Below are 16,115 nucleotides of genomic sequence, written 5' to 3'. Positions count from 1 at the left end.
AAGACAGCTCCGTGCGTCAGGGCTCAAAGATCAATGGTGGCAGATCAGAAAATCGCGAGCCCGGCGCGACCCAACCCAAAACAACATCCCGGATCGCCTCGGCGCGTGCCAGGCCAATGACCGGCACCGCAAACCCCAGGTATTTGTCGATCACTTCACCCCGTTGCATCGGTGCCTCAGGGCCGCCCCGCGCGTGGACGTCTTCGGATTTTAGAAGCTGACCGTCCGTGGTTTCGATCGTGACATCGGCCCAGCGGCCCACGGGGAAACGGGTGTTGTGGCGATCCGTTTCAGTCACATGGATACGGGGAATAAACTCGGCAATCGTCGGGTCCGACAAGCCAGAGCCCGAAATATGCTCTACGCCAATCCGGCCATGGATGGCTTGCGCGGCGACCGCGAAGGGGAGTGAGTATTGCGCCTGCGACGTCGTTGCGGGCATCCCGGCATACAAACATGCCGCCTGATGGAATGTATTGATTTGAACAGATCGAATCTGCGTGTGTGTCAGGTTGTTGTCCCGCATCACCAAACGCACGGCATCTATTGATGCATGGGCCCAACGACAAACCGGGTACGGTTTCACATATTGATGCTCGACCTGCCAGAACTGGCCCAGATCAGCCCAATGAGTTGCTGCTGACTCTGCCTCGATTGTAATAGCGGGTGCTCCGGTAAATCCGCGCTCGGCCAGGATCGCGGCGGAAAGACCGACCAGCGCCCCCCATCCCGACCCGTCATGCAGCATCGTTGGATTGGCTATCTCGCGCATCATCTGGCTGCGGGGGCCGTGGTATTCGGCAATACCCATCGCCTGACGCAGTTCGTTCGGCGTATGGCCCCGCAGCCGAGCGGCCATTGCGACCACGCCCAACGCATTCCACGCACCTGACGTATGATAGTCGCTCACCGATGCGTGCAACGACAGCCCGGCGCGACCGGCGATTTCGTACCCGGTTATCACGGTCGCCAACGCGTCGGGGCCTGTCAGATCAGGGCAATGCTCGGCCAATGCAATCAGCGCTGGCAGTACCACCACGCCAATATGCCCCTTTGTGGGTTGATAGCCATCGTGACCATCCAGATTGTCGATCTGGGTCGCCCCTGCAAAAGCCGCCCCGGCCATGCTGACCGAGCGGCCATCAAAGGCCATGCGCGCGCTAAAACGCGCGTCTGAACTGGCATAAAGCAGCGCGGCCGTATCGCGCGCGATCACCCCGGCCTCCATCGGGCCGGATGCGATCAGGATGCCCATCGTATCCAGCATCATCAGCGCCGCCGCCTGTTTGGCGCTTTCGGGCATCTCATCCGCGCTGCGGTTCAGGGCAAAATCTGCAACGCTTGAGAAGGTCCCGGCCATCAGATCGTCTCGGCAACCGGCTGGACGTCACGCAGCTTGTACCCCTTGGGATCGAATGGCGGTTCCGCGAGGATTTTGGCTTTGTGCGGTTTGCCCAGAATAAAGACTTCGACTGTATCACCTGGGCCTGCCACTTTGGGGTCAGCGTATCCAATGGCCAGAGATTTACCTACCGAATACCCATATGCGCCTGACGTCACGCGACCCACGGGGGTGCCATCGGGGGTAAAGATCGGCTCCCCTCCGGTTGCGTCAGCCTCGACCGCGTCGACCTCGAAAATCGTCAGAACTTCACGGGCTGGGTTATCCTCAATGGCAAGATAGGCTTGCTTGTTCAGGAAGTCCTTTTCCAGCTTGATAAGGCCCGCTAGCCCAACCTCTTGTGGCCAGTATTCCTGAGAGTACTCACGCCCCCATGAGCCATAGCCTTTTTCGATGCGCAGCGATCCCAGTGCGCGACCGCCCACAGGACCCCCACCTAGATCTTTAGCCGCATCAATAAGCGCGGAATAGAGCCTTATTTGATCGCTCTCGGCACAGTGCAGCTCCCACCCCAAATCACCTGTAAAGCTGACGCGAATGGCGAGGCAGGTGACCCCGGCGACCTCGATCATTCGAGATCGCATGAACCGGAACCCTTCGTTCGACAGGTCCGCATTGGTCAAGCGCTGCAAAAGATCGCGCGACTTGGGTCCGGCAACGTTGACGCCCGCGATACGGTCAGTGGCGACTTCAAACGTGGTGTCGTTCGGTAGGTCGACCATATTGAAAAAACGCTGATGATAGCGTTCGGCCATGCCGGAGCCGATCATCATGTATTCGTCTTCAGCGACCTTGGTGATGGTAAAATCGCCCGCCACACCACCGCGCACCGAGATCAGCGGCGTCAGGCATGAGCGCCCGATTTCGGTTGGCACTCGGTTGGCGACCAAGCGGTCCAGCCAGTCATGTGCGCCCGGGCCTTTGATCACGTAGTTGGCGAAATTCGAAATATCTATGACGCCAACATGATCGCGCAGCATCTGCACCTCACGGCCCACAGGCTCCCACCAGTTCTGGCGGGTAAAGCCGTTGGTCTCGGTCGTGCCGGGCTGATCTGCGAACCATAGCGGGTGTTCCCAGCCACAATTCAGTCCAAACACGCAGCCCATCTTTTTTTGCATTTCATAGGCCGGGCGAACGCGGGCAGGGCGGCCGGCGCTTCGTTCTTCGTTCGGAAAGTGAATGGCGAAACGGTGCGTATATGCGTCTTCGACACGGGCCTTGGTGAACGCCTTGTCGGCCCAGTCTCCAAATCGGGCCAGATCCCAGGCGAACATGTCGTATTGCGGCTCACCCTCAATCATCCATTGTGCGGACAGCAAGCCTAGGCCGCCGGATTGCGAGAAGCCGGGGATAATACCTGTGCAACAGAAGTAGTTCCGCAACTCGGGCACCGGCCCCCAAATCGCATTGCTGTCGGGCGACCAGATCATCGGGCCATTGATTACCCTTTTTACCCCTGCGGTTGCAGCAACCGGAACCCGCTCAGTGGCGCGGATCACATTCTCCATGATCCGGTCCAGATCGTCAGGGAACAGATCATGGGCAAAGTCCAGCGGGGTGCCGTTTTCTGCCCAGAATTTCATGTCCTTCTCATAGGCGCCGATCAGCAACCCGTTGCCTTCCTGACGGAAGTAGTATTCGCCGTCACGGTCAGCGATCGAGGGCAAGCGGTGGCCCAGAGACGCAACCTCGTCAATTGCCTCGGTCACGAAATACTGGTGTTCGGTCGGTTGCAACGGCAGCTCGATACCGGCCAGTGCCGCGACCTCACGACCCCAGAGACCCCCGGCATTCACTACCCATTGCGCATGGATATCGCCTTTCTCAGTACGTACGATCCACGAGCCATCAGGCTGCTGTTCCGTCCCTATTACGGGACAAAACCGCTCAATCGTTGCCCCGAGCGCACGCGCACCGGCAGCGTAGGCCATTGTCACGCCCGAGGGATCCACGTTGCCGCCATCGGGTTCGTACATGATGCATCGGATGTCATCGAACTGTGCCAGCGGGTGCAGCTCTTTCGCTTGCTCACGGCTGATCTCGTGGAAATTCAGGCCATAAAACCGCGCCTTGGCTTCTTGCAGGCGCAGTTGGTGCTCGCGATCCTCTGTCTGAGCCAGGTACAGTGAGCCGGGTTGGAACACGCCGCAGCCTTGCCCGGTTTCCTTTTCCAACTCCTTATACAGGTTCATTGTGTAGTGTTGGATGCGGGTGATGTTGTTGTTGTCATGCAGCCCGTGGATATTCGCCGCCGCGTGCCAGGTCGACCCCGAGGTCAGCTCATCACGCTCCAGCAAGACCACATCGGTCCAGCCGAGCTTGGCCAGATGGTAAAGGATCGAGCATCCGACCAGCCCTCCACCAATCACAACGGCCTGTGCGTGGGTTTTCATGGGGCTTTCCTCCTGATCGTATGCGTGCGTGCCCGTTCATGAAAGTCAGCCACAGGTCACGGCCAGCTTATGCTCTGTTCCCGACGCGAAATGTCGGGAACAGGCGCAGAGGTCCGGTTTCTGCAGAGTTATCTTTTTTGGTTTGTCAGTCAAAAAAGGCTGGCCTGGCATATTTCCGCCGAGTCCCCGGCGCCCCCACTTGAAATAAACTGTTAATGTTCCATCTTTGTTCTATACAGTCAGAGGAACATCCGATGGCCCAACACACGCAAAGCACCGCCTTGGGCGGCCCGTCGAACGACTATCACCTGCTACCCGTTACCGACCGACAGATGCGCTATGCCCGCGCTATCGCCAAACAGTCTGCGCTGGATATTCCTGTTGAGGCGCAGCGCGACCGTAAGTCAATGTCGGCTTGGATTTCGGCGCATAAACCGCATGACCCGTCACCTTTCGCCAACTATCCCACAGGCAAACAGGTGGCTTTTGCTGAACGTATCTCGCGCAGCAAACGTAGGCCGATCCCGTCCGAGTGTTTCCGCGACAAACACGCCATGTCCTTGTGGATCGACCGCAACAAGTAAGCGGTCAGTCCCTTTTGTGATCGCGCGCGTAAATCCCGACAGCCGCGGCGACGAACAGGCCTAACAGGATATAGCCGGTAATCGCCTCGGCCACCGCCAGCCCACGGCACAGACCCGCAGGACGCAGATCGCCAAAGCCCACCGTCGTAAAGGTGACATAGGAAAAATACAGAACATCGGATGGCCCTTTAGCGCCGACAACACACAGGTCGTAATATCCGAACGAGCCGTAGACGGCGGCAAACAGGAAGGGGACGACCTGAATAAAGGATATCCCCATCAGCAAAAGCTGGCGCTTTGGCGATTTGACCTGAGTCATTGAGTACCAGGTCTGCGACACCAGCCAGATCATCAGCAGTATCGTTGTGGCCGTACCGATCTTGTCGCCGGCGGTCGTCTCACTCAGACGGGACAGCCCAAACCAGGCGACAAAGCTGACAATCACTAGGCCAAGCGCGGCGACCAGGGTCGACTTCCACTCTTCCAGCGTTTTTGGCTCGCGGCGCATGATACCTCCGGTCGGGTGATACGGGTATGATGATCGGCTTTCCGACCCGCCCCTGCAACCTTGTTTATCAGTGCCTTAGTCGGTGCCCAGATGCTCGTGTCCGCGCTGGCGTGCCAGGGCGATCTGTTTCTGCCGCTCGCGAAAACGCATCTTGTCGGCCTCGGATGTCTCGTGAATGCAGTTGTGGCAAGACACACCATGTTCGTATTCAGGGCGCTTCATGTCTTCGGGCAGGATCGGACGGCGGCACCCGTGACACAGATTGTGCGGGCCTTCGACCAGCCCGTGCCCGACTGAGACACGATTGTCGAATACAAAACATTCACCCTGCCAGGCGCTGTCTTCGGCAGGCATTTCCTCGAGATAGCGCAGGATGCCACCCTTCAGGTGGTACACATCCTCGACCCCTTGCCCCAACAGGAAATTCGTCGACTTCTCACAGCGGATGCCGCCGGTGCAGAACATCGCGACGCGCTTGTTATGGAACCGATCCTTATTCTCCGCCCACCAGGCCGGAAACTCGCGGAAACTGGCTGTTTCAGGGTCTATTGCGCCTTCAAACGTGCCAATCGCGACCTCGTAATCATTGCGAGTGTCGATCACCACAACATCGTCTGAACGGATCAGATCGTTCCAATCCTCGGGGTCGACATAGTGGCCAACGCGGGCACGGGGATCGATATCCGGCTGGCCCATTGTCACGATCTCATTCTTCAGGCGGACTTTCATCTTGCCAAAGGGTGGATGATCGGCGGTCGCCTCTTTCCACTCCAGATCGGCACAGCCGGGCAGGGCACGGATATGGGCCAGTACTTCGTCGATCCCCGCTCGTGGTCCGGCAATGGTGCCATTGATCCCCTCTTGCGCCAGCAGCAGTGTGCCTTTGACCCCTTGCGCGCGACATAGCTGTATCAACGGCTCGCGCAGGGCAGCGTGGTCGGGGAAACGGGTGAAATGATATAAGGCGGCAATCGTGTACATGTGCGCGGTCTAAACCCGCGCTGAAAGAGTCGCAAGGGATTGGATTGACGCCCCCCTTTCATCCGCTTACCGATGTGGCAACCTGACGGAGACCGTGATGACCCATGCCCTGCTTGTAATCGACGTCCAGAACGATTTCTGCCCCGGTGGTGCGTTGGCCGTATCCGGCGGGGATGAGATCGTGGCCCCGATCAACGCCATGATGGACGACTTTGATGCCGTGATCCTGACGCAAGACTGGCATCCGGAGGGGCATTCCTCATTCGCCAGTTCTCACGACGGGAAAAACCCGTTTGACCTTACCGAAATGCCTTATGGCCCACAGGTGTTGTGGCCGGATCATTGCGTACAGGGAACACAAGGCGCGGCGTTTCACCCGAACTTGCGTACAGATGGTGACCTGATCATCCGAAAGGGGTTCCGCCACGCAATCGACAGCTATTCCGCCTTTTTCGAAAATGACCAAACGACCCCAACCGGGCTGGAGGGGTATCTGAGGACCCGAGGGATCAACAGGTTGACCCTTGTCGGACTGGCAACAGATTTCTGCGTCCATTTCTCGGCCGTGGACGCTGCGCGGCTAGGGTTTGAGGTAGCCGTTTGCATGGACGCATGTCGCGCCATTGATATGGACGGGTCGCTGACCGCCGCCCAAACAGCGATGAGAGATGCGGGCGTTACGCTGACCTAGGGTGTGGTGCCTTGGGAGGCCAGGTACCTGAGAACGACAATCACGATCACCGCCAGACCTAGCGCAAAGCCGATACGACCCTGGATCGAGCGTCGCTTTGGTTTATTCACCTCGGCTTGCCGGGTCTTTGGCGTCCAATCCGGTACCTCGCGGGTTATTTCTGCCCTCGGTCGGGCGCGCCGCACATCATCCAGAAATTGCCAGAAGTCGAAGTCGCCGCAGTATTCGCCTTGAACGCCCATATTTCGGATGTTTGCAAACAGCCGCTTTAAAATACGCTCGCGATCTGCGGCATCCTCGGACCGGTAATACCCGTGTGGCAGACCATTGCCTTTTGATTCCAGGCTGAACCCGGATTCCAGAAATATGCGGCGAATCTTAGGGGACGCGCTGTGCAAGGCCGCGATGGTTCGGGCGTTGCGAAAAGACGCGCGAACGGCCCGGTGACCCTTCATGGCGGCAACACCATGTTCGGGATCGACTTCGTCCGGTGCGATCGTCACAATATCAAAATCGTACTCAAGAACCATTCACTAACTAAACCTTGTTCTTCCAACCCCTTCTTTTCACTAACCAATGAAAAGACCACACAATTTGCTCGATTTGTGACCTCAACTTGTCATTGTTATCAATTTAGCGACTCTTGCCAATCCGCGCACCTATTGATCTAACAACGGAAATCGCAGGAGTTTTACCATGGTCGATATTGCGACGCGTGTGTACAATCATAAATGGAAGATTGACCCGATTGTACGGTCTTTGATCGACACAGACTTCTACAAACTGCTGATGTGCCAGTCAGTGTTTCGAAATAAGCCCCAAACGGATGTTGTTTTTTCGCTGATCAATCGGTCGAATCACATTCCACTGGCGAATCTGATCGACGAAGGTGAGTTGCGCGAGCAACTGGATCACATCCGCTCGCTTGGTCTCAGTCGGGGCGAAAGCACTTGGCTGCGCGGCAATACCTTCTACGGCAAACGTCAGATGTTTCGGTCGGATTTCATGGAATGGTTCGAAAATCTGCGCCTGCCGCCCTATCACCTTGAGCGGAAAGGCGATCAGTATGAGCTGACGTTCGAGGGCAAGTGGCATGAGGTCATGCTGTGGGAAATCCCGGCGCTGGCGGTGCTGATGGAGCTGCGGTCGCGTGCGGTTCTGAACCAAATGCGCCGGTTCGAGCTACAAGTGCTCTACGCCCGTGCCATGACACGTGTTTGGGAAAAGATCGAAAAGCTACGCAAGATCGACGGCTTGGGGATTGCGGATTTTGGCACAAGGCGGCGACATTCGTTTCTGTGGCAGGACTGGTGCGTGCAGGCGATGATAGAAGGCCTTGGGCCCGCGTTTTCCGGCACCTCGAACTGTCTGATCGCCATGCGGCGCGAGGTTGAAGCGATCGGTACAAACGCGCATGAACTGCCGATGGTCTATTCTGCGCTGGCCGACTCAGATGAAGAACTGGCGCAAGCCCCCTATGACGTGCTGAGCGACTGGCACGAAGAACATGATGGGAACCTGCGCATTATTCTGCCCGACACCTACGGAACTCAGGGATTTCTGGACCGCGCGCCGGACTGGCTGGCTGGTTGGACCGGCATTCGCGTGGATAGCGGCGACCCGGCTGCAGGGGCTGAGATTGCTATCAACTGGTGGAAATCGCGCGGCGAAGACCCGAGGCAAAAGCGGATCATTTTCTCGGATGGTTTGGACGTTGGGAAAATCCAGGAGCTGCACAGCCAGTTCGCCCATCGCACCAAGGTATCCTTTGGTTGGGGCACATTGCTAACCAATGATTTCCGCGGACTGGTCCCGAATGACGCACTGGCGCCATTCTCGCTGGTTTGCAAAGCGGTTTCGGCCAATGGCCGACCGACCGTGAAACTGTCGGACAACCCCGAAAAGGCAATGGGTCCGAAAGATGAGATCGCGCGCTACAAGCGGATCTTTGGTGTGGGTGCGCAGGAATCGGTGGAAGTCATTGTTTAGACCCTAACCATGATACGCTGCCACGGTTTTTACTTGTGAGAACCCATAGAGCGCCTCAAACCCTTTTTCCCGGCCATGACCGGATTTACCGACACCGCCGAACGGCAGTTCCACCCCGCCACCCGCGCCGTAATTATTTACGAACACCTGCCCCGAGCGGAGCTGTTTTGCCAGCCTCATCTGGCGGGCGCCATCGCGGGTCCAGATGCTGGCGACCAATCCGTACTCCGTCGCGTTGGCGATCCGAACTGCGTCTTCCTCGGTGTTGAAGGGAATCAGAACCTGTACAGGGCCAAATATTTCGTCTTGGGCCAAGACGTGATCCGGTGGAACATCAGCAAAAAGAGTAGGCTGGACATAGGCACCGTTTTCTGGCGCATGCTCAACGATGCACCCCTGACCTGCGATGCTGAGATCAGACCCATTGGCCAAAAAGCCTTCTACAATGTCCTTTTGCCGCGCTGAAATCAGGGGGCCGAGCGGCAAATTCTCTTGCGCAGGGCCGACCTTCAGGTCGGCATACGCCGCTGCCATGCGCGTTTTGACCTGATCATACACGCCGCGCTGGACCAGAATTCGGGACGAGGCCGAGCATGTCTGCCCGGCATTCTGAATACCCGCATTCACCAAAAAGGGCAGGGCGGCATCAAGATCGGCATCGTCAAACACCAGCTGCGGGGATTTCCCGCCCAATTCCAACGTTACCGGCACCACGTTGCGCCCGGCGGCCTGCTGGACAAGCGCTCCGGTCGCAACTGAGCCGGTGAAGGAAATATGATGCACGCCCGGATTTGCTGACAACGCTGCCCCAGCCTCGGCCCCTAGACCGGGCACGACGTTCAGCGCGCCAGTCGGCAGGCCAGCCTGTTGCGCCAGATGGGCAAAGGCCAGTGCGGTCAGGCAGGCCTCTTCCGCTGGTTTCAGGACACAGGCATTGCCCATCGCCAGCGCCGCCCCGACCGAGCGTCCAATGATCTGCATTGGGTAATTCCACGGTACGATATGACCCGTGACGCCATGCGGCTCTCTCAGTGTGTATACTGTGTAGCCATCCAGATACGGGATGGTCTCACCCATCACCTTATCCGCCGCGCCGCCATAAAACTCGCAGTACCGGGCCAATGCCACCGCATCCGCACGTGCCTGCGTAAGCGGTTTGCCCACATCCATCGCTTCAAGCTGTGCGAGGTCGTCTATCTTCTCCAGCACCAACTGCCCCAGCCGCGTTAGTATGCGCCCCCGCTCCAACGCAGTTTTTCGCCCCCAATCGCCGTCCAATGCCTTATGCGCCGCCTGCACCGCTGCGCTGATATCCGCCGTTTCGCCGCGCGCAATCCGGCAGAGTTCCGATCCGTCCGATGGGTTGGTCAGTGGAAGTGTCGCCCGCGATACCGGCCTGACCCATTCGCCGCCGATCAGACATAGTTCGGTGTTGAACCAGATTGGATGAGACATGAATTCCTCTCCTCAGGGTCTAAAACCCGCTCACGCGACGTTGTTGCTGATATCTGGCAAGGTCGGTGCGGCGTTGATTAAGCTTTGGGTATAGGGGTGTTTGGGTTGGGCAAAGACCTGATCGGTCTCGCCCTCTTCGACGATCTTTCCCGCCTGCATCACCATCACCCGGTCAGTGATCGTGCGAACGACGCTCAAATCGTGGCTGATGAAAAGGTAGGTCAGGTTGTAGGTGGCGCAGAGTTCGGCAAGCAGGTCGAGGATCTGCGCCCTGACCGAAACGTCAAGGGCCGAGACCGCCTCATCAAACAGGATCAGCTCAGGTTGTATGACCAAGGCGCGGGCGATGGCGATCCGCTGCCGTTGACCCCCCGAAAACTCATGAATGTACTTGCTTGCATCGTCGGGGCTGAGACCAACAGCTTTGAGCATTTCCGCGATGCGGTCCTGTCGTTCGGACCCTGTGGGCGGGGTTTCAAGCAAGTGAAAAGGTTCGGCGATCAAACGAGCCACGCGGTGTCGTGGGTTGAAACTGCCATATGGGTCCTGAAACACCACATGCATCTTACGGCGGACTGCGAGGTTGGGTTTGTGGCCTGAAAAAACTGCTTGGCCATCCAATCGGATCTCACCTGCCTGTACTTGATCCAACCCTAAAATTGCCTTTGTTAGGGTCGATTTTCCACAACCAGACTCTCCGACCAGACCAAGGCGTTCACCACGGTTCAGGGCAAAGCTGACGTCATCCACGGCCCGGTGATGCTCTGGCCTGTCGAACAACCCTTTCCGCGGCAAGCGATACGTTCGGATGACGTTCCTGACCTCAAGCAATGGCTGAGGCTGCGGCCGTTCTGGCAGGGTCACCTGATGGCCCGAGGCCTTGAACAGCATCCGTGTGTAAGGGTGTTGCATGTTTTGAAGCAGGTCAGTTGTGGCCCCACTTTCAACCACCTCACCATGGCGCATGACAACGATCTCATCCGCCATGTCGGCTACAACCGCCAGATCATGGGTGATCATCAATAGGCCCATCCCGAACTCGCGCACCAGCCCTTTGAGCAGGTCGAGGATTTGTGCCTGTGTCGTCACGTCCAGCGCGGTGGTTGGTTCATCCGCAATCAACAGCTTGGGGCGCAGCGCGATGGCCATTGCGATAACGACCCTTTGGCGCTGGCCGCCCGAAAGCTCATGTGGGTAGCGTGATAGCGGGAACCGGTCTTGGGGCAGCCCGACGCGCGTCAGCACCTCTTGCGCGCGTGCCTGAGCCTGGCTGCGTGACATGGCCTTGTGGATGAGGATCGTCTCCATCACCTGATCGCCGATGGTCTTGACCGGGTTCAAGGCGGTCATCGGCTCTTGAAACACCATGCCGACCGAGGCGCCGCGCAGGGTGCACATCTTGGACTCCGACAGGGTCAACAGGTTCTGGTCCTCAAGCAAAACGGACCCGCTTGCCTGTGCTCCGTTCGGCAGCAATTGCATCACGGCCAGGGCAGTCATCGACTTGCCCGAGCCGCTTTCACCCGTCACGGCCACAATCCGACCAGGTGCGATAGACAGGTTGACGCGTTTCAGAATCTCAACGCTGTGGATCGATAGAGAGAGGTTTTCAATTCGCAACAGGCTCATGCGCGTGCCACCCGGATGCGGGGGTCCAGCCAGTCTCGTAACCCATCGCCCAACAGGTTCAGACCCATCACCGTGACGATAATCGCCAAACCCGGAATCAGAGCCAAATGCGGGGCAAAACTGACCATCGTCTGCGCATCAGCCAGCATCCGCCCCCAACTGGGCGTTGGCGGTTGCGCGCCCAGTCCGACATAGGACAAGCCTGCCTCTGCCAGAATCCCAAGCGAGAACTGGATGGTTCCCTGCACGATCAGCAAATTGGCCACATTGGGCAGAATATGTTCCGCTGAGATCCGCGCCGCGCCCTTGCCTGAGACACGCGCGGCAAGGATGAATTCGCGTTCCCAAAGAGAAAGCGCCGCCCCGCGTGTGATGCGGGCAAAGACAGGAATGTTGAAGATGCCGATGGCGATGATTGCATTGATTGCGCCAGCGCCAAGGATCGCGGTGATCAGGATGGCAATAACCAGCGATGGGAAGGCAAAGACCAGATCGTTACCGCGCATGATCACCTCGTCCAGCCAGGTGCCTTTGCGCGCAGCGGCCATAAGGCCCAGCGGAATGCCCAGCGTCATCCCGATACCGACTGCCACCAGGGCCACCGCGATGGATGTACGCGCGCCGATCATAATCATAGAGAACATATCGCGCCCGAAATGGTCTGTTCCGAACCAATGCTGTGTACTGGGGGGCTGTAACTTGTTCGGGATATCCAGCGCTGTATGATCATAAGGCGTCCAGATAAACGACAGCAACGCCGCCAGCAGCACCAGCGATGACAGCAGCGCGCCAAGGATCAGGTTGCGGCTCATGTCCGGCTCCTTAGCCTTGGATCGACGACGGCATAGGCCAGGTCAACCAGAAAATTGACCGTGATGACAGCGAAGACCAGAAGCATGACGACTGACTCCACGACAATCAGATCGCGCGCAGAGATCGCCTGAAACACCAACCGTCCTAAGCCCGGCAGATAGAACACCTTTTCGATGATGATCGACCCCGCCAGCAGGAAAGAGAATTGCAGCCCGATGATGGTCAGAACCGGGATCAAAGCGTTGCGCACACCGTGCCGCCACAATGCCTGACGGCGGGACACCCCCTTGGCGCGGGCGGTGCGCATGAAATCCTCGCCCAGAATATCCAAGAGCGACGATCGCATGACCCGCGCCAAAATCGCGGCTTGCGGCAGGGCGAGTGCGATGGCAGGCAGGGTTAGCGAGTGCAGACCCGTCCACAGGCCGTTTTCCCAACCTGCAAACCCCCCCGCGTTAAACCATCGCAGGTTGATTGCGAAGATCAGCACCAGCATCATCGCAAACCAGAAATTAGGCACCGCAATGCCCAGCTGCGTCGCTCCCATTACCGTCAGGTCGCCCGGCTTGCCGCGGCGTGCAGCGGCGTAAATCCCGGCCGGGAACGCGATCAGGGTGGACAGTGCCAGCGCATAAAGCGCCAAAGGCAACGAAACCCAAAGCCGATCCGCGATCATCTGCGACACCGGTGTGCGATAGGTATAGGATGTTCCGAAATCCCCCACCAGCATACCGCTGACCCAGTTGAAATACCGCTGAACCTTGGGCACATCCAACCCCAACTCGGCCCGTAAGGCGGCCAGAGTGTCCTCTTGCGCGTTCACACCCAGCATGAACGAGGCCGGATCACCGGGCGCGACCTCGATCACAACAAAGATGACCACGGACGCAACCACAAGGCTGATCAGCAGGGATATCAGGCGTTTAAGGGTATAGCGGAGCATTGAGGCTACGTTAGGGTCACATAAAGCCCGGGTCCAGCAGATAGGCAAAAATCGCGTAGCCGACAATTGCTGCGTATCCTAGTGGATAGATCCACTTGATCGCGTAATTATCCAGCATCTTTGCGCTACCTACCCGGCCCGAAGTCTTCATCCTTCGCAAGGCGACGTTAAAAACTATGATCGCGCCGGTCATCAGGAACATGCATTGCAGAACAAAATCCAAAAACGTCAGATATCCCAGTTTTGGCAGGTCAGCAGAAATCGCCCAGTTAAAGGCCACAAAAACCAACAAGTTGCCGCCGGCGATTTCGATCCTTTTTTGGTATTCATCCAGAAAGAACAGGGCCCAGCCCACGGTGATCAGAACCAGCATAGGCAGAAAGATTCGAATAACGTAGTAGGTCAGATGCCGTGTGCCCGTGAACACAAGCTCTACCTGATCACTTTCCCTTCCGGACAAGCCGATGGTGGTCGAAGCAAGAAGTCTTTCGTTTCCAAGAATCCACTCCTCTTCGCCCAGCATGTCGCCCAAGCCTGAAAATGCATCGAGTGTATAGAAGCGAACAAACTCGGACGGGAATACCGAGGCAACCTCAAAATGAAACTCCTGCGTGTCGAATGGGAATTTGACGAAATTGAAATGCGGCGCCTGCAAGGTCAGAGAGGATTTTTCGATAAAAGTAACATGCCCATCATAGCGTAGGGCGGCGGCTGATTCATGTATCCATCTGTTCGATTGCTGATTGTGAATGACAAATGCCGGAATAACTGTATCGAGGTTAGCCGCATGGGTAACGAAAGCCGGAGGATCAAATACCCGAAAATCTCGCCCCATGTTTTCTCGGTCGAATGCTAGCGTGGGGTCTGTCCACTCAAGTCGCAGGACAACGACGGCGCCATAGTTCTCGGCCTTTTGATTGACGTCGGTGATTTGATCGATCTTGATACCGACACCAACCTCCAGCGGATTGTCCGGCGTTCCAACAAGCCTGTCTTGGTGCCCATGAAACAAGCCTTGCGCGCCTAGTCCCCCCGGAAGCAACAAGGCGGCAAGAAAGAACGCCAGAACCTTAATGCAATGTCTCATGATCGAAAAAGCTCACCATCAAAACTGACATGTCGGACCCCGAGCAGGCTAGGGGCCCGAACTGGATTTTTCATTCGGCCCAACTTATCTGGGTCAGGTCAATCGCTGCGGTCGGCGCGTTTGCCCAAAGCCCTTGCACACCAGCCTTCGCAACCCCTAGCTTAGCCAACTGGAACAAGTAGCCATTGACGAAATCACTCGCGATCAGACGCTGCATCTCTTCCAGCAGATTTTTGCGTTCGTCCGGGTCCGTAGTTGCATTCAGCGTCTGCATTAGCGTTTGAGCGTCCAGGCTGTCATATTGGAAATAATAGTCGGGCCGCGCGTAGATGCCGATATCCATCGGCTCGGTATGGCTGATGACGGTCAGGCCGAAATCCTTGCCCTTAAAGACCGATTCCAGCCATTGCGCCCATTCGACGTTGATGATCTCGGCCTTGATACCGACCTCAGCCAGTTGCGCAGCGATGATCTCGCCTCCGCGCCGGGCATATGCGGGTGGCGGCAGGTGCAACGTAGTTTCGAACCCGTCTGCGTACCCCGCTTCGGCCAACAGGTCAGCTGCCTTCTTCGGATTATAGTTCGAGGTTCCGGTCAGATCGATATAGGCCGGGTTGTGAGGTGCGAAATGCGTGCCAATGGGTGTGCCATAACCAAACATCGCCCCGTCAATGATCGCCTGCCTGTCAATGGCATGGGCCAGCGCCTGCCGCACGCGTATGTCGTCGAACGGAGGTTGCTTGTTGTTGGTCGACAGGATCGTTTCGCCCTCGGTCGAACCGACAATCACTTGGAATCGCGGATCAGCTTCGAATTGCGGTAGGTTTTCAGGGGCAGGGAAGTTGTCGAACGCATCCACGTCTTCCGCCATCATGGCGGCAAACGCCGCCGTCGGGTCCGAGATGAATTTAAAGGTGGCTGTCTCTAACGCGGGCTGTTCGCCCCAGTAATTCGGGTTGCGGTTCAGGACTATGCTATCGCCCTGCACCCAGTCGCCAAAGGTAAACGCCCCCGTGCCCACAGGATTGGTCTGAATCGTTTCGATGCTTTCAGGCGCCACGATAACCGCATCGCCCCACGCCATATTGAACAGGAAATTGCCATTGGGCTCGGACAGGGTGACTTTGACGGTCAGGGGGTCGACCACCTCGACAGTTTCGATCCCTGCAAACAGTGCCTTTTGCGCATTGACGCTGTCTTCGGCCATGGCGCGATCAAGGCTGAACTTGACATCCTCGGCATCCATTGCGGTGCCGTCATGGAACACGACCCCCTCACGCAGCTTGAAAGTATAGACGGTGCCGTCGTCAGAAATTTCCCAGCTTTCGGCCAGCCCCGGCACGACCGAGCCATCGCCCATGAAACGTGTCAGCCCTTCGAAAATGTTGGTGTAAACCACGGAATCAATGGCTTGGGCCGCAGCGCTTGTGGGGTCAAGGTGCGGTGGTTCAAGCTGCATCGCGATGGTGATGTCGGACTTGGCCAAAGCCCCCGTGGCAAAGACGCTGGTCCCTAAAACCAGCGCAGAAGCAAATGATCGAAAAGCTTGCTTAGTCATGAAAATTTCCCCGCGTTGCGTAACTGTCCCCGCTGTTTTGCGGGCTTTGTAGAAACAATGTTCCTTTAAACCTTGGTTC

14 protein-coding genes are annotated in these 16,115 nt (G+C 57.4%); 3 read left to right on the top strand and 11 right to left on the bottom strand.

The features are described from left to right. Window positions 1-16: 16 nt before the first annotated feature. Window positions 17-1,360, bottom strand: coding sequence for an MmgE/PrpD family protein (locus AC2FIT_RS04255; RefSeq protein WP_496826955.1), 1,344 nt, complete (start codon window positions 1,358-1,360; stop codon window positions 17-19). Beyond that, complete coding sequence (locus AC2FIT_RS04250; protein ID WP_496826953.1) at window positions 1,360-3,798, bottom strand: GcvT family protein; 2,439 nt, start codon at window positions 3,796-3,798, stop codon at window positions 1,360-1,362. Before AC2FIT_RS04250 ends, AC2FIT_RS04255 begins: the two co-directional genes overlap by 1 nt. Before the next feature lie 254 nt (window positions 3,799-4,052). On the opposite strand from AC2FIT_RS04250, the gene AC2FIT_RS04245 reads away from it, so the two are divergent. After that, window positions 4,053-4,382, top strand: a complete 330-nt coding sequence (locus tag AC2FIT_RS04245; protein WP_496826951.1) for a hypothetical protein — start codon at window positions 4,053-4,055, stop codon at window positions 4,380-4,382. A gap of 4 nt (window positions 4,383-4,386) precedes the next feature. On the opposite strand, the gene AC2FIT_RS04240 is transcribed toward AC2FIT_RS04245, so the two are convergent. Beyond that, a complete protein-coding gene (locus AC2FIT_RS04240) occupies window positions 4,387-4,890 on the bottom strand; it encodes a potassium channel family protein (protein ID WP_496826949.1) in 504 nt (167 codons plus the stop codon). 75 nt (window positions 4,891-4,965) lie between these two features. Continuing rightward, complete coding sequence (gene trhO, locus AC2FIT_RS04235; RefSeq protein ID WP_496826947.1) at window positions 4,966-5,871, bottom strand: oxygen-dependent tRNA uridine(34) hydroxylase TrhO; 906 nt, start codon at window positions 5,869-5,871, stop codon at window positions 4,966-4,968. Window positions 5,872-5,968: 97 nt separating this feature from the next. Here trhO and pncA point away from each other — a divergent pair, with 97 nt between their 5' ends. Then, on the top strand, window positions 5,969-6,562 hold the full coding sequence (gene pncA / locus AC2FIT_RS04230) for a bifunctional nicotinamidase/pyrazinamidase (RefSeq protein ID WP_496826945.1): 594 nt from the start codon (window positions 5,969-5,971) through the stop codon (window positions 6,560-6,562). On the opposite strand, the gene AC2FIT_RS04225 is transcribed toward pncA, so the two are convergent. Next, a complete protein-coding gene (locus AC2FIT_RS04225; protein ID WP_496826943.1) occupies window positions 6,559-7,092 on the bottom strand; it encodes a hypothetical protein in 534 nt (177 codons plus the stop codon). The two genes, pncA and AC2FIT_RS04225, sit on opposite strands and share 4 nt — an antisense overlap. A 166-nt stretch (window positions 7,093-7,258) precedes the next feature. Here AC2FIT_RS04225 and pncB point away from each other — a divergent pair, with 166 nt between their 5' ends. Then, window positions 7,259-8,551 carry a nicotinate phosphoribosyltransferase gene (gene pncB, locus AC2FIT_RS04220; RefSeq protein ID WP_496826941.1) on the top strand — a complete coding sequence of 431 codons (1,293 nt, stop codon included), beginning with the start codon at window positions 7,259-7,261 and terminating at the stop codon, window positions 8,549-8,551. Window positions 8,552-8,554: 3 nt separating this feature from the next. Here pncB and AC2FIT_RS04215 read toward each other — a convergent pair whose 3' ends face one another. From AC2FIT_RS04215 to AC2FIT_RS04190, 6 genes are all read right to left on the bottom strand, one after another. Continuing rightward, the gene (locus AC2FIT_RS04215) at window positions 8,555-10,006 is read right to left on the bottom strand and encodes an aldehyde dehydrogenase family protein (protein ID WP_496826939.1); all 1,452 of its coding nucleotides are present in this window, start codon (window positions 10,004-10,006) and stop codon (window positions 8,555-8,557) included. Window positions 10,007-10,036: 30 nt separating this feature from the next. Next, window positions 10,037-11,635, bottom strand: a complete 1,599-nt coding sequence (locus tag AC2FIT_RS04210; RefSeq protein ID WP_496826937.1) for an ABC transporter ATP-binding protein — start codon at window positions 11,633-11,635, stop codon at window positions 10,037-10,039. Beyond that, the gene (locus tag AC2FIT_RS04205) at window positions 11,632-12,447 is read right to left on the bottom strand and encodes an ABC transporter permease (RefSeq protein ID WP_496826935.1); all 816 of its coding nucleotides are present in this window, start codon (window positions 12,445-12,447) and stop codon (window positions 11,632-11,634) included. Before AC2FIT_RS04205 ends, AC2FIT_RS04210 begins: the two co-directional genes overlap by 4 nt. Beyond that, complete coding sequence (locus AC2FIT_RS04200) at window positions 12,444-13,391, bottom strand: ABC transporter permease (protein ID WP_496826933.1); 948 nt, start codon at window positions 13,389-13,391, stop codon at window positions 12,444-12,446. Before AC2FIT_RS04200 ends, AC2FIT_RS04205 begins: the two co-directional genes overlap by 4 nt. 16 nt (window positions 13,392-13,407) lie before the next feature. After that, the gene (locus AC2FIT_RS04195; protein ID WP_496826931.1) at window positions 13,408-14,478 is read right to left on the bottom strand and encodes a ligand-gated ion channel; all 1,071 of its coding nucleotides are present in this window, start codon (window positions 14,476-14,478) and stop codon (window positions 13,408-13,410) included. Between the two features lie 70 nt (window positions 14,479-14,548). Then, a complete protein-coding gene (locus AC2FIT_RS04190; RefSeq protein ID WP_496826929.1) occupies window positions 14,549-16,036 on the bottom strand; it encodes an ABC transporter substrate-binding protein in 1,488 nt (495 codons plus the stop codon). Window positions 16,037-16,115: the final 79 nt, after the last annotated feature.

It is taken from the genome of Ruegeria sp. YTSA135 (assembly GCF_059610165.1).
Note: the sequence above shows the minus strand (reverse complement) of the source record. Positions and strands in the feature narration are given on the sequence as shown.

Coding starts and splice junctions, on each gene's coding strand:
- AC2FIT_RS04200 (WP_496826933.1), bottom strand. CDS start 13,391: ATGCTCCGCTATACCCTTAAACGCCTGATATCCCTGCTGATCAGCCTT.
- pncA (WP_496826945.1), top strand. CDS start 5,969: ATGACCCATGCCCTGCTTGTAATCGACGTCCAGAACGATTTCTGCCCC.
- AC2FIT_RS04195 (WP_496826931.1), bottom strand. CDS start 14,478: ATGAGACATTGCATTAAGGTTCTGGCGTTCTTTCTTGCCGCCTTGTTG.
- AC2FIT_RS04190 (WP_496826929.1), bottom strand. CDS start 16,036: ATGACTAAGCAAGCTTTTCGATCATTTGCTTCTGCGCTGGTTTTAGGG.
- AC2FIT_RS04225 (WP_496826943.1), bottom strand. CDS start 7,092: ATGGTTCTTGAGTACGATTTTGATATTGTGACGATCGCACCGGACGAA.
- AC2FIT_RS04255 (WP_496826955.1), bottom strand. CDS start 1,360: ATGGCCGGGACCTTCTCAAGCGTTGCAGATTTTGCCCTGAACCGCAGC.
- AC2FIT_RS04215 (WP_496826939.1), bottom strand. CDS start 10,006: ATGTCTCATCCAATCTGGTTCAACACCGAACTATGTCTGATCGGCGGC.
- AC2FIT_RS04240 (WP_496826949.1), bottom strand. CDS start 4,890: ATGCGCCGCGAGCCAAAAACGCTGGAAGAGTGGAAGTCGACCCTGGTC.
- AC2FIT_RS04245 (WP_496826951.1), top strand. CDS start 4,053: ATGGCCCAACACACGCAAAGCACCGCCTTGGGCGGCCCGTCGAACGAC.
- AC2FIT_RS04250 (WP_496826953.1), bottom strand. CDS start 3,798: ATGAAAACCCACGCACAGGCCGTTGTGATTGGTGGAGGGCTGGTCGGA.
- trhO (WP_496826947.1), bottom strand. CDS start 5,871: ATGTACACGATTGCCGCCTTATATCATTTCACCCGTTTCCCCGACCAC.
- AC2FIT_RS04205 (WP_496826935.1), bottom strand. CDS start 12,447: ATGAGCCGCAACCTGATCCTTGGCGCGCTGCTGTCATCGCTGGTGCTG.
- pncB (WP_496826941.1), top strand. CDS start 7,259: ATGGTCGATATTGCGACGCGTGTGTACAATCATAAATGGAAGATTGAC.
- AC2FIT_RS04210 (WP_496826937.1), bottom strand. CDS start 11,635: ATGAGCCTGTTGCGAATTGAAAACCTCTCTCTATCGATCCACAGCGTT.